The 13,480-nt window shown below is 60.0% G+C and carries 12 protein-coding genes; 8 read left to right on the forward strand and 4 right to left on the reverse strand.

Going from position 1 to position 13,480, the window contains the following annotated elements; genetic code table 11:
• Positions 1-190: 190 nt before the first annotated feature.
• Positions 191-1,966 carry a radical SAM protein gene (locus C9413_RS03375; RefSeq protein ID WP_039845574.1) on the forward strand — a complete coding sequence of 592 codons (1,776 nt, stop codon included), beginning with the start codon at positions 191-193 and terminating at the stop codon, positions 1,964-1,966.
• 6 nt (positions 1,967-1,972) lie between these two features.
• On the opposite strand, the gene C9413_RS03380 is transcribed toward C9413_RS03375, so the two are convergent.
• Complete coding sequence (locus C9413_RS03380; RefSeq protein ID WP_039845575.1) at positions 1,973-2,863, reverse strand: DMT family transporter; 891 nt, start codon at positions 2,861-2,863, stop codon at positions 1,973-1,975.
• A 171-nt stretch (positions 2,864-3,034) separates the two neighbouring features.
• Positions 3,035-4,027: an inositol 2-dehydrogenase gene (gene iolG / locus C9413_RS03385; RefSeq protein ID WP_170250184.1), complete on the reverse strand. Its 993-nt coding sequence runs from the start codon at positions 4,025-4,027 to the stop codon at positions 3,035-3,037.
• A 153-nt stretch (positions 4,028-4,180) separates the two neighbouring features.
• On the opposite strand from iolG, the gene C9413_RS03390 reads away from it, so the two are divergent.
• Entirely contained in the window at positions 4,181-4,417 is a 237-nt protein-coding gene (locus C9413_RS03390; RefSeq protein ID WP_039845577.1) for a hypothetical protein, read from the forward strand.
• Here the strand turns inward: C9413_RS03390 and C9413_RS03395 are convergent, their stop codons facing one another.
• Both C9413_RS03395 and C9413_RS03400 read right to left on the reverse strand, forming a co-directional pair.
• Positions 4,418-4,903 carry a hypothetical protein gene (locus C9413_RS03395; RefSeq protein ID WP_039845578.1) on the reverse strand — a complete coding sequence of 162 codons (486 nt, stop codon included), beginning with the start codon at positions 4,901-4,903 and terminating at the stop codon, positions 4,418-4,420. It abuts the gene before it with no gap.
• A 57-nt stretch (positions 4,904-4,960) separates the two neighbouring features.
• The gene (locus C9413_RS03400; protein WP_039846867.1) at positions 4,961-5,965 is read right to left on the reverse strand and encodes a LysR family transcriptional regulator; all 1,005 of its coding nucleotides are present in this window, start codon (positions 5,963-5,965) and stop codon (positions 4,961-4,963) included.
• Between the two features lie 272 nt (positions 5,966-6,237).
• Here C9413_RS03400 and chvE point away from each other — a divergent pair, with 272 nt between their 5' ends.
• The 6 genes from chvE to C9413_RS03430 form a co-directional block, all read left to right on the forward strand.
• Complete coding sequence (gene chvE / locus C9413_RS03405; RefSeq protein WP_039845579.1) at positions 6,238-7,302, forward strand: multiple monosaccharide ABC transporter substrate-binding protein; 1,065 nt, start codon at positions 6,238-6,240, stop codon at positions 7,300-7,302.
• Positions 7,303-7,400: 98 nt separating this feature from the next.
• Complete coding sequence (gene mmsA / locus C9413_RS03410) at positions 7,401-8,939, forward strand: multiple monosaccharide ABC transporter ATP-binding protein (RefSeq protein ID WP_039845580.1); 1,539 nt, start codon at positions 7,401-7,403, stop codon at positions 8,937-8,939.
• Positions 8,936-10,144 (forward strand): multiple monosaccharide ABC transporter permease, encoded by a 1,209-nt coding sequence (mmsB, locus tag C9413_RS03415; RefSeq protein WP_022717091.1) that lies wholly within the window; start codon positions 8,936-8,938, stop codon positions 10,142-10,144. The genes mmsA and mmsB overlap by 4 nt, the downstream gene beginning before the upstream one ends.
• Before the next feature lie 111 nt (positions 10,145-10,255).
• Positions 10,256-11,251, forward strand: a complete 996-nt coding sequence (gene araD1 / locus C9413_RS03420) for an AraD1 family protein (protein ID WP_039846868.1) — start codon at positions 10,256-10,258, stop codon at positions 11,249-11,251.
• A gap of 70 nt (positions 11,252-11,321) precedes the next feature.
• Positions 11,322-12,755: an aldehyde dehydrogenase family protein gene (locus C9413_RS03425; protein WP_039845581.1), complete on the forward strand. Its 1,434-nt coding sequence runs from the start codon at positions 11,322-11,324 to the stop codon at positions 12,753-12,755.
• 59 nt (positions 12,756-12,814) lie between these two features.
• On the forward strand, positions 12,815-13,480 hold a 666-nt coding region (locus C9413_RS03430; protein WP_170250185.1), incomplete at its 3' end, for a dihydroxy-acid dehydratase.

The following is a 13,480-nucleotide window of genomic DNA, read 5'->3' on the forward strand; positions in this document are numbered from 1 at the left end:
CTTACCCCGGCGAGACGGTCTCAAGGGACTGCGCGCCGGCGACATGTGAACACTATCGCAATCTGCATTGCTATTTTCCGGCATATCTGCCGATCTTAGCAATTCCGCTTGCATGCCAGCGCCTTCGCGACACTGGCCCTCATTGGGTGCATTCAACGACAGACTGCTTATTCAATAAGAGAGATAGACCTTGCGATCACCCGTAGCGTCCGGCAGCCGCCGCTTTCAGCTCATTCTGCTCAAGCCGTCGCACTATGACGACGACGGCTACGTGATCCGCTGGTGGCGCGCCATGATCCCTTCGAACTCGCTGGCGGCTCTCTTTGGCATTGCGGCAGACTGCGCGGAGCGTGAAGTGCTCGGCCCGGGCGTCGGCATCGACATCAAGGTGATCGACGAAACCAATACACGCGTGCATATTCCGGAACTGCTCGCGCTGCTGAGGCAGCACGGTAATTTCGGCATGGTCGCGCTGGTCGGCGTTCAGTCGAACCAGTATCCACGGGCGCTCGACATTGCCCGGCCGTTTCGCGCGGCGGGCATTCCAGTCTCGATGGGCGGCTTTCACGTTTCCGGTTGTCTTTCGATGCTCGACGGAAAGGCGGTCGAACTCGACGCCTGCCGGGAGATGGGCATTTCGATGTTCGCCGGCGAGGCCGAAGGCAGGCTCGACAAGGTCTTGCAGGACGCGGCCTATGGCGAGCTCGAGCCGGTCTACAATTTCATGAACGACCTTCCGGGCATCGGCGGCACGCCTGTGCCGTTCCTGCCCAAAAAAAATGTCGAACACACGCTCGGGCTGAGCAGCAGCTTCGATGCCGGCCGCGGCTGCCCCTACCAGTGCTCATTCTGCACGATCATCAATGTGCAGGGCCGCAAATCCCGTTTCCGCTCCACCGACGATATCGAAAAGCTGGTGCGGATGAACTGGGCGCAGGGCATCCACAAATTTTTCATCACCGACGACAACTTCGCCCGCAACAAGGACTGGGAAGCGATCTTCGACCGGCTGATTGAACTGAAGGAAAGGCATGGCATCCCGCTCGGCCTAATGATCCAGGTCGATACGCTCTGTCACAAGATCCCGCACTTCATCGAAAAGGCAAAACGCGCCGGCGTCACGCGGGTCTTCATCGGCCTGGAGAACGTCAATCCGGACAATTTGACGGCCGCCAAGAAGAACCAGAACAAGATCACCGAATACCGGAAGATGCTGCTCGCCTGGAAAGCGCAGGGAATCATGACGCTCGCAGGTTACATCCTCGGCTTTCCTTCCGACACGCCGGAAACCATTCGCCGCGACATCAAGATCATTCAGCACGAGCTGCCGCTCGATGTCATCGAGTTCTTCGTGCTCACGCCGCTGCCGGGCTCGGAGGATCACCAGACGCTCTGGCGCAAGGGCATCCCGATGGATGCCGACCTCAATACCTATGACGTCGAACATGTCTGCACTGCGCACGAGAAGATGAGCCGGCAGGAATGGGAGAACATCTATCACGAGGCCTGGTCGCTTTATTATTCGCCGGAGCATGTGAAGACCTTGCTGCGCCGGGCCGTTGCAAGCGGCTTGCCACTTGCAAGCCTTGTCAAGGTGCTGGTGTCCTTTGCAACCACGGTGCCGCTCGAAAAAGTGCATCCCCTTCAAAGCGGTCTGCTGCGGCTGAAGCACCCCTCGGAACGGCGGCCCGGATTGCCGCAGCAGCATCCCCTCGTCTTCTGGCCGCAATTCGTGTGGGAAACCGTTGCCAAGCACGTCGCGTTGGCAGGCACCATCCTGCGCATGAGCGCAACTGCGTTCCTCATCAAGAGAAATCCGGCATCAAAAAACTACATGGACCAGGCGCTGACGCCGGTTGATGACAGCGAGGAAGAGAAGCTCGATCTGTTCACCAAGACAGCCGGCGGTACCGCGGCCGTCACGCATGTACGCAAAATCGCGCAGTTGACCCATGCCAACCATTAGGCTTGATCAAGCCTCAGCCATGCGGGCGCTTTTCCGGTTCGTCAGATAGACGCCGGTGACGACCACGATCGTTCCGATGATCAGCGGCACGGTCAGCGGTTCGCCGAAAGCGATGAAGGCCTCGATCGCGACCGTTGGCGGCATCAGGTAGATCAGCGATGCGGCGCGCGAGACCTGGCCGCGGCGGATCAGGTAAAGAAGCAGCCCGATCCCGCCCATCGACAGGCCGAAGACCGACCAGATCAGGGCGCCGAAAGCCTCTGGCGTTGCATCGAAATGCAGGCGCTCGAAGGCGAGCGCGAGCGGCAGGGTGACGATAAGCGCCCCGACATATTGCATCGTCGCGATCGTCTTGAGATCACCCGTCTGCAAGTGTTTCTTCTGGTAGATCGTGCCGTATGTGACGGAGATCATGGCGATTAGGTTGATCGCGAGCGGCACCGCGGCGTGAACGAGGCTCGCGGAGGCTGGATCGAAAAGTTTCGGGGAAACGGCGATCGCTATGCCGAAGAAGCCGAGGAGAAGTCCGAACTTCTGGGTGGGCTGCAGGTGTTCGCCGATCAGGAAGGGCGCCACCATCGCCGTCAGCAGCGGCTGCAGCGCGGCGATGATCCCGGAAATGCCAGCTGCAACGCCATTGGCAATGGCCCACCACAGGCCGGCAAGATAGAATCCGTGCAGAAAGAAACCGGAATAGATCGCGCGCAGAACCGTCGCGCGATCCGGCCATTTCGCCTTCAGCACCCAGCAGAGAGCGAAAAACGCCAGCGCCGAAAGCGCATAACGGATACCGAGGAAGGTGAAGGGCTCCGAATGGCGTGCCGCATATTTCGCGACGACCCAGCCGGTGGACCAAAGCAGGACAAAAATGGCGGGAGCGAAACGATCAAGGGTCATGGAGGGCCTGGGGGCAATGCGGTATCGCGCGCTGATAGTCCCCAAGCGCCCTCGCGTCAAAGGCGAAGCATTGATACTTATTTCAAGTTTCGCTGATGATTGGCGCAAATGCGGAAATGACCGGGCGTTTGCCCGGCCATCTCATGCTCGGCTTGCGGCCGGGAGTTGCCGTCAGCCGATCTTGATGAGCTTGCCTTCCTTGACGGACTGTACCGCCGCATCGGCGAGCGCCAGCGCGGCAAGGCCGTCGGCGCCGGAGGGCGAAATCGTTGCGTCCTTCTCGACCGCGGCGATGAAGCTTGCGATCTCGTTGGCGTAGGCTTCCGTGTAACGGGTCATGAAGAAGTCGTGCAGCGGCGGGCGCGTATAGCCGTCACTGTTGGCGACTTCGATCGAGACCGGACGCTGATTCTCGGCCGCTACCATGCCCTCCGACCCGTGCACTTCGATGCGCTGGTCGTAGCCGTAGGTGGCGCGGCGGGAGTTGGAGATGATCGCCTGCTTGCCGGACTTCGTCTGCAGGATGACCGAAACGCTGTCATAGTCGCCCGCCTCGCCGATTGCCTTGTCGACAAGGACAGCGGCCGTTGCGGTTATCGAGACCGGCTCCTCGCCAAGGAGGCACCGGGCCCTGTCGAAGTCGTGGATCGTCATGTCGCGGAAGATGCCGCCGGAGCGCTTGATGTAGTCGACCGGCGGGGCCCCGGGATCACGCGAGGTGATTGTCACCATCTCGACCTCGCCGATGCGGCCGTCGTCGATGGCCTTGCGCACGGCCATGAAATGCGGGTCGAAGCGGCGATTGAAACCGACCATCAGCTTCGCCTTAGTCTCATCGACGATCTTGATGCAGGCCTTGACACGGGCAACGTCGAGATCGATCGGCTTTTCGCAGAAGATCGCCTTGCCGGCCCGCGCGAAGCGCTCGATGAGATCCGCGTGCGTGTCGGTCGGCGTGCAGATGACGACGGCGTCGACATCCTTGGCGGCCTCGATCGCCTCGATCGTGCGGAGCTCGCAGCCATAAGCGGAAGCGATCGCTTCAGCCGCCTGTGGAAGCGCGTCGGCGACGGCGACGAGTTTCGCATTCGCGTTGCCGCTCACGGCTTTCGCGTGAACCTTCCCGATGCGGCCGGCGCCGAGAAGACCAAATCTGACTGTCATGAGAACCTCCCTCGAACTCGGAACAAATAAACCGAATTGTAGCAATTGTGGAATTTTCATTCCATTTTCTATTCGAGCCGTCAAGCCCGTTGCCCTTTCACATTCTCGAAATCCATCCTAAAGACAAGTGATCGAAATATGACCGGGGGACACATGCAGCTGATCGATCCAAACCATCCGGCCTACCGCCGCGTCTGGGTGCGGGCGCTGATCGTGGGCCTGTGCCTGGGCTGGGCGGCGCTGGAGTTCATTACCGGCGACCCGTTCTGGGGCGTGCTGTCGGCCGGCGCCGGCGTCTATGCTTTCTACATGCTCTTCTGGACTTTCAAGCCACAGACACCCGCCGAACCCGCCGAGGCTCCCAAACCGGAAGAGACGGACCCCGAATAATCAGCGGCCGCGATGCCGCACAGCTTCATCGATCAGCAGGTTCGCGAGCATCATGCGCTTCGTTGCATTCTCCCGGAATGCAGGCGCGACGCGATCGGGATGGTTCGACTTGGCAAAGGCACGGCGCTTTTCGTTCAGCGTCTGCAGCGTATCGGCGGCTGTGATGGAGAGCTCCGCAGCGATTTCGGCAGGCGCTGTGCGCGCAAGATGTTCCGGCATGACGGGTTCCGGCTCAGGCTCCGCACGGGGCTGCGGCTGGATGTCCTCCTCTGCCGCGGCAACAGGCATCTCCAGTTCCAGATTATCGAGATAGGCTTGGCCCACCCGTTGCGAGGCCGCTGATACGCCCTCCATCACGTCGAAGGCGAGACCGGTTGTGAAGCCATGGACGCGATGCGCAGCGGACGCCTCGGCCTCGTCTTCGCTCTCTTCTTCTGCTTTCAGCCGTTCCAGAACGGATTGAAAAACCGATTGCCCGAACAACATGCCCCTTCCCTTCCAAGTGGCGCATTGAACACCTCCAGCATGGCGCCGGGCTTGCGCTCAGCATCCCTGCTTCCGACTTTCCTCGAGGATAAGGTCGTAGAGAAGCCGCGCACTCGGAGGCAGGGCGCGCTCGCGTGCGGTGATGAGGCTGTAGGGCTTTACGTCGAGCTTGAAATCGGTCGGCAGCACGCGCACGTCGGATGCCTTCGCATCCTGGCCGGCGAGGAACTGGGCAACATCCAGCGCCACGGGTGCGATCGCGTCCGTCTCGCAGATGATCGCGCAGGTGAGCAGCAAGGAAGATGTATTGACGATATTTTCCGGCAATGGCACGCCCGCCGCCAGAAAGATATCCTCCAGCGTCCGCCGCAGCAGTGTGCCCGGCGGCTGGAAGACCCACCCGTAACCATGGAGATCGGCGAGGCTGCTTGCATTCTTCGTGAGGAGCGGATGGTCCCTGCGCACGATCAAACAGGCTTTTTCGATGCCGATCTCGCGCACTTCGAAGAGTCGCGGATTAACGTCGTCGGGAATGCGGCCGATGATGAAATCGTGCCTGGCGGCGAGCAATTCCCGCGCGAGGACGTTACTGGTCTCCACCTCTATGTTGATCTCGATGCCCGGAAACGCCTTGCGAACCTTGTCGATGGCCGGAACAACCAGGCTCATGGCCGGTGCTGTGACCGCGCCGATGAAGACGGAACCACCCTTGCCGCTCTTCAATTCGCTGATCTCGCGGCTGGCCTCGCGCAATTCCAGCAGAATTTTTCGTGCACGCTTGGCGAGTGCTTGTCCGAACGTCGTCAGCACGACACCGCGGGCGATTCGTTCGTAAAGCGGCGTCTTAACGATCGATTCCATTTCAGCGAGCATTCTGGAGGCGGCAGGCTGGGAGATGTTCAGCATCTCCGCCGCCGCGGAAATCTGTCCGCTATCTTCGATTGCGACGATCATGCGCAGGTGATTGAGCTTCAAGCCCGCACGCAGAAAGGCATCATCGCCAATATTATCGCTGTGAATATCGATCCGATCCTCGGAAATCGACCCGGAAACAATCGCCATGGTTGCGGCCTCCCATCCGCCTTCCATCAAAAGTAATACTTTTTAACGATATACCAAATTTGTTATGCACTTTACCACTTATTCTATTTGACAGTTATAAGATTCCATACGAGTTTGCGGCCGTGTGCTGGTTGGCACTCAACACGTGTGAGATCGTGGAGGAGACCTACTTCGTTTCTCACCATCTGAAGTAACTATCCAATCTACGGAACCTGCCACAGTTTCGTGGCGGGCGAATATTCGTCCGCCGTCTATTAACAAGGGAGAGAGAAATGAAATCCATTATCTCATTGATGGCTGCGGCCGCCTTCGGCGTCGCTTCATTCGTTATGCCGGCACTGGCGCAGGACAAGGGGACCGTCGGCATCGCAATGCCCACGAAGTCTTCCGCTCGCTGGATCGACGACGGCAACAACATCGTCAAGCAGCTTGAGGCAGCCGGCTACGGCACCGACCTGCAGTATGCAGACGACGACATTCCGAACCAGCTGTCTCAGATCGAGAACATGGTCACCAAGGGCGTTAAGGTTCTCGTCATCGCCGCCATCGACGGTACGACGCTTTCCGACGTTCTCCAGAAGGCTCATGACGCCGGCATCAAGGTCATCGCCTACGACCGCCTGATCCGCGACTCGGCCAACGTTGACTACTATGCAACGTTCGACAACTTCCAGGTTGGCGTTCTGCAGGCAACCTCCATCGTTGACGCCCTCGGCCTCAAGGATGGCAAGGGTCCGTTCAACATCGAACTGTTCGGCGGTTCGCCGGACGACAACAACGCCTTCTTCTTCTACGACGGCGCAATGTCTGTCCTGCAGCCCTACATCGACAGCGGCAAGCTCGTCGTGAAGTCCGGCCAGACCGGCATGGACAAGGTCGGCACGCTTCGTTGGGACGCGGCAACGGCCCAGGCCCGCATGGACAACCTGCTTTCGGCTAACTACACCGACGCCAAGGTCGACGCCGTCCTGTCTCCGTACGACGGTCTCTCCATCGGCATCATCTCGTCGCTGAAGGGCGTCGGCTACGGCACCCCGGATCAGCCGCTCCCGGTCGTTTCCGGCCAGGACGCTGAAATTCCGTCCGTCAAGTCGATCATTGCTGGCGAACAGCACTCGACAGTCTTCAAGGACACGCGCGAACTCGCCAAGGTCACCGTTGCAATGGTTGACGCTGTCATGTCCGGCAAGGAGCCGGAAGTCAACGACACGAAGACCTACGACAACGGCGTCAAGGTTGTTCCGTCCTACCTGTTGAAGCCGGTAGCGGTCGACAAGACCAACTACGAGAAGGTTCTCGTCGAAGGCGGTTACTACACGGCTGACCAGCTGAAGTAACTGTACCAAGTTGGCCGGAATCCGCTGGTTGCGGGTTCCGGTCTTCACTTTTATGATCGTCGCGCCGTATTTCCGGCTGCTGACGTTGGATTTTGACTATGGACAATACAATCCTCGAAATGCGGAACATCACCAAGACGTTCCCGGGCGTAAAAGCGCTTGAGAACGTGAACCTCAAGGTTCGTCAGGGTGAAATTCACGCATTGGTGGGCGAGAACGGGGCCGGAAAATCGACCCTCATGAAAGTTCTCTCCGGCGTTTACCCGGCCGGCACGTACGATGGCGAGATCGTCTACGAAGGCGAAGTCCGCAACTTCAAGGTCCTGAAGGATTCGGAAGAAATCGGCATCGTCATCATCCATCAGGAGCTGGCGCTCGTGCCGCTTCTGTCGATCGGCGAGAATATCTTCCTCGGCAACGAGAATGCCAAGAGCGGCATCATCAGCTGGCAGGAAACGTTCAACCGCACGCGGCAGCTGCTCGCAAAAGTCGGCCTGCGCGAATCTCCGGACACGCTTGTCACCGACATCGGCGTCGGCAAGCAGCAACTCGTCGAGATTGCCAAGGCGCTGTCTAAGAGCGTGAAGCTCCTGATTCTCGACGAACCGACGGCATCGCTCAACGAAAGCGACTCAGATGCGCTGCTGAACCTGCTGATCGAGTTCCGCAACCAGGGCCTCACCTCGATCATCATCACCCACAAGCTGAATGAAGTGCGCAAAGTTGCCGACCAGATCACGGTTCTGCGCGACGGCATGACGGTCAAGACGATGGACTGTCACACCGAAGAAATCAGCGAAGATATCATCATCAAGAACATGGTGGGCCGCGAGCTTGCCGATCGTTATCCGCCGCGCTCCGTGCCGATCGGCGAAACGATCCTCGAAGTCAAGAACTGGAACGCCTATCACCAGCATCACCGCGACCGGCAGGTGCTGCACAATGTCAACATCAGCGTCCGCAAGGGCGAAGTCGTCGGCATCGCCGGCCTGATGGGTGCCGGCCGCACTGAATTCGCCATGAGCGTCTTCGGAAAGTCCTATGGCCACAAGGTCAGCGGCGAAGTGCTGATGCATGGCAAGCAGGTCGATGTCAGCACCGTCCGCAAGGCGATCGACGCCGGTCTCGCCTATGTGACCGAGGACCGCAAGCATCTCGGCCTCGTGCTCGGCGAGAACATCGTTCACAACACCACGCTCGCCAATCTAGCCGGGGTCTCGAACGCGACGGTCATCGACAGCATCAGGGAATCCAAGGTCGCATCGGACTACCGCTCGAAGCTGCGCATCCGCAGTTCCAGCATCTTCCAGGAAGCGATCAATCTATCGGGCGGCAACCAGCAGAAGGTCGTGCTGTCCAAGTGGCTGTTCTCCGATCCCGATGTCTTGATCCTCGACGAACCCACCCGCGGTATCGATGTCGGTGCAAAATACGAAATCTATACTATCATCAACCAGCTCGCCGCCGACGGCAAAGGCGTTCTGATGATCTCATCGGAAATGCCGGAACTGCTTGGCACGTGCGACCGCATCTATGTCATGAATGAAGGACGTATCGTTGCGGAACTGCCAAAGGGAGAGGCGAGCCAAGAAACCATCATGCGCGCTATCATGCGCTCAGGGGAGAAGAAACAATGACTCCGGTCAACCCTCCAGCCGCCGAGGAAAGCAACGTAGTTTCCGTTGCCGACTATATCCGTGGCAATATCCGTGAATACGGCATGCTCATTGCGCTCGTCGCGATCATGGTTTTCTTTCAGTTCTACACCGGCGGCATTCTCTTCAAGCCGGTCAACCTGACGAACCTTGTTCTGCAGAACTCGTTCATCGTCATCATGGCGCTCGGGATGCTGCTCGTCATTGTGGCCGGCCATATCGACCTGTCCGTCGGCTCGATTGTCGCCTTCGTCGGCGCCCTCGCCGCCATGATGATGGTCACGTGGCAGATGAATTTCGTGGTGGCGGGCATTCTCTGCCTGATCATCGGCGGCATCATCGGTGCCGCCCAAGGCTACTGGATCGCCTATCACCGCATCCCGTCCTTCATTGTGACGCTTGCCGGCATGCTGGTCTTCCGCGGCCTGACGCTCTTCGTACTCGGGGGCAAAAACATCGGCCCGTTCCCGAAGGATTTCCAGATCATCAGCACCGGCTTCCTGCCGGGCAGCATGATCGACATCGCCGGAACGCCGGTGCAGTCCACGTCGCTGATCCTGACACTCATCATTCCGGTCGTGCTATTTTACCTTGCCTGGCGCCGCCGCAAGGTGAATGAGAGCCACGGCATCGATGTCGAGCCGATGGGCTTCTTTATCGCCCAGAACGCCGTCGTTTCCCTGGCGATCCTCTTTCTCGGCTATCAGCTTTCGACTTACAGGGGCCTGCCGAACGTTCTCGTCGTCATGCTCGTGCTGATCGCAGCCTATGCATTTGTCACGCGCCGCACGACGATCGGCCGCCGCATCTATGCGATGGGCGGCAACGAAAAAGCCACCAAGCTCTCCGGTATCAACACGGAGCGCCTGAGCTTCTACACCTTCGTCAACATGGGCGTTCTTGCCGGTCTCGCAGGCATGATCGTGGCGGCTCGGCTGAACTCGGCAACGCCGAAGGCAGGCGTGGGCTTCGAGCTCGACGTCATCGCGGCGTGCTTCATCGGCGGCGCCTCGGCCTCCGGTGGTGTCGGCAAGATCACCGGTGCCGTCATCGGCGCGTTCATCATGGGCGTCATGAACAACGGCATGTCGATCGTCGGCCTCGGTATCGACTTCCAGCAGATGGTGAAGGGCCTCGTGCTTTTGGCCGCCGTCTTCTTCGACGTTTATAACAAGAATAAGGGCTAAGCGCTCCGGCGCCAGTCCTGGCATTTGCAGTCATGAGTAAGACCAGTTCCGGGTCCCTCGGGAGCCGGAGAGGCGGAGCTTGTCCGCACCCAGCTAAAGAGGATGAAAGCCGTGCTTATTTCGCAGATCAAGGGTTCGAACGGAGAGATCATCGTCGCCGTGCGTGAGCCGGGCGGTGCAGCGAAAGCCGTGAAGAATGCAGGCAGCGTATACGCGCTGGCAATGGAAGCTGCAGACGCCGGCAAGTCGCTCGTTTCCATCATCGAGGCGCATGGCTATGGCGATGCCGTCGATCTGGAAAAGGCCTATGCCGAAGGCAAATTCCTCCCGCCGATCACGCATCCGGATGCTGCCCACCTGCACCTGACGGGTACGGGCCTCACCCACCTTGGCTCAGCGGCGACCCGTGATTCCATGCACAAGAAGACCACCGAGGCCGCGGAAGAAACGCTCACGGACTCGATGAAGATGTTCAAGATGGGCATCGAGAACGGCAAGCCGAAGGCTGGAGAAAAGGGCGTCCAGCCCGAATGGTTCTATAAGGGCAACGGCTATGGCGCTGCAGCGCCCGGCGCTCCCCTCGTCTCCCCTTCCTTCGCGCTTGACGGCGGCGAAGAGCCCGAAATGGCCGGCATCTACGTGATTGCCAAGGACGGTACCCCGTTCCGCATCGGCTTTGCGCTCTCCAACGAATTTTCCGACCACGTCACCGAGCGGATCAACTATCTCTATCTCGCCCACTCCAAGCTGCGTCCCGCAAGCTTCGGTCCGGAAATCCGCATCGGCGTTGCCCCGGAAGATATTCGCGGTACCTCGCGCATAAAGCGCGGCGACAAGGTGATCTTCGAAAAGCCGTTCCTCTCCGGCGAGGCGAACATGTCGCACACCTTCGCGAATCTCGAATATCACCACTTCAAGTATGGCCTCTTCCGCGTCCCGGGTGACGTTCACGTCCACATGTTCGGCACGGCGACGCTCTCCTTCGCAGATGGCGTCAAGACGGAAGAAGGCGATGTTTTCGAAATCGAGGTTGCCGAATTCGGCCTGCCGTTGCGCAATCCGCTGAAGGTTGCCGCCGAGGAAAATATCGCTGTGAAGCAGCTTTGAATTTTGCGCTGGGCTGGCCGCGATCTGCGGCCGGACCACTCTGTAAAGGTAAAGGAGGCTCGTTCAGCCCATGACCATTTATCAAAACCTGATCGCCGGCGAATGGACCGGCGCCGACGCCGTCGAAAACATCAACCCATCCGATACGAAGGAGGTCGTTGGCCTTTATGCCAGCGGCTCGGCCGCCGACACCCGGAACGCGATCGCCGCCGCCAAGGCCGCCTTCCCCGCCTGGTCGCATTCCGGCATCTGGGAGCGCCACGTCATCCTGAAGAAGGCCGGCGACGAGATCATGGCGCGCAAGGACGAACTCGGCGCGCTACTTGCCCGCGAAGAAGGCAAGACCCTGCCGGAAGCCATCGGCGAGACGATCCGCGCCTCACAGATCTTCGAATTCTTCGCAGGCGAAGCGCTGCGCCTGGCCGGCGAAGTTGTGCCCTCCGTGCGTCCGAACATCGGCGTCGAGATCACCCGCGAGCCGCTCGGCGTCATCGGCATCATCACGCCCTGGAACTTCCCGATCGCGATCCCCGCCTGGAAGATCGCCCCGGCGCTCTGCTACGGCAACACCATCGTCTTCAAGCCGGCCGAACTCGTGCCCGGCTGCTCCTGGGCGATCGTCGACATCCTCAACCGTGCAGGCCTGCCGAAGGGCGTTTTGAACCTCGTCATGGGCAAGGGCTCGATCGTCGGCCAGACGATGCTCGACAGCCCCGACCTTGCCGGCATCACCTTCACCGGCTCCGTCGGCACCGGCAAGCGCGTCGCGGTTTCCTCGATCGAGCATAATCGCAAGATTCAGCTCGAAATGGGCGGCAAGAACCCGATGGTCATCCTCGATGACGCCGATCTTTCCGTCGCCGTCGAAGCGGCGGCCAACTCGGCCTTCTTTTCGACCGGCCAGCGCTGCACGGCATCGTCTCGCCTGATCGTGACGGAAGGCATCCACGACAGGTTCGTGGCGGCCATGACCGAGAAGCTGAAGACACTGAACGTCGATCACGCGCTGAAGACCGGCACGCATATCGGCCCGGTCGTCGACGAGAGACAGCTTAAGACCGACACCGACTACATCGAGATCGGCAAAAATGAAGGCGCAAAGCTTGCCTTCGGCGGCGAGCTGATCGCGCGTGACACACCCGGCTTCTACCTGCAGCCGACGCTGTTCACCGAAGCGACCAACCAGATGCGCATTTCCCGCGAGGAAATCTTCGGACCGGTAGCATCGGTCATCCGCGTCAAGGATTACGAAGAGGCGCTGGCTGTCGCCAACGACACGCCGTTCGGCCTGTCGTCGGGCATCGCGACCACCAGCCTCAAGCACGCGACGCACTTCAAGCGCAACGCCGAAGCCGGCATGGTCATGGTCAACCTGCCCACCGCCGGCGTCGACTTCCATGTTCCCTTCGGCGGACGCAAGGGCTCGTCCTACGGCTCGCGCGAGCAGGGCAAATACGCCGCCGAATTCTTCACAACCGTCAAGACCGCATACACCCTGGCGTAACGACATCATCGGCTTCCGGGTGGCGCGAGGCGACCTGGAAGCCGTGAAGGACAGAGACTATGAAAAAGAAAGCTGAATGGCCGCGTAAGCTGCGGTCGCAGGAATGGTACGGCGGCACGAGCCGAGACGTGATCTATCACCGCGGCTGGCTGAAGAACCAAGGGTATCCACACGACCTGTTCGACGGACGGCCGGTTATCGGCATCCTCAACACCTGGTCGGATCTGACGCCGTGCAACGGTCATTTGCGAGAGCTCGCCGAGAAGGTGAAGGCGGGCGTATGGGAGGCAGGCGGCTTCCCGGTCGAGGTGCCGGTGTTCTCGGCATCCGAAAACACCTTTCGGCCGACCGCGATGATGTATCGCAACCTTGCCGCGCTCGCGGTGGAGGAGGCGATCCGCGGCCAACCGATCGATGGCTGTGTGCTGATGGTCGGCTGCGACAAGACCACGCCGTCGCTTCTCATGGGGGCAGCTTCCTGCGACTTGCCCTCGATCGTCGTCACGGGTGGGCCGATGCTGAACGGCTATTTCCGCGGTGAACGCGTCGGCTCAGGTACGCATCTGTGGAAGTTTTCCGAAATGGTGAAGGCTGGCGAGATGACACAGGCCGAGTTCCTCGAGGCTGAGGCCTCGATGAGCCGTTCGTCGGGCACCTGCAACACCATGGGCACCGCCTCCACCATGGCTTCCATGGCCGAGGCGCTCGGCATGGCGCTTTCGGGC

It is taken from the genome of Rhizobium sp. SEMIA 4085, from assembly GCF_013004495.1.
Taxonomy (GTDB): Bacteria; Pseudomonadota; Alphaproteobacteria; order Rhizobiales; family Rhizobiaceae; genus Rhizobium; species Rhizobium gallicum.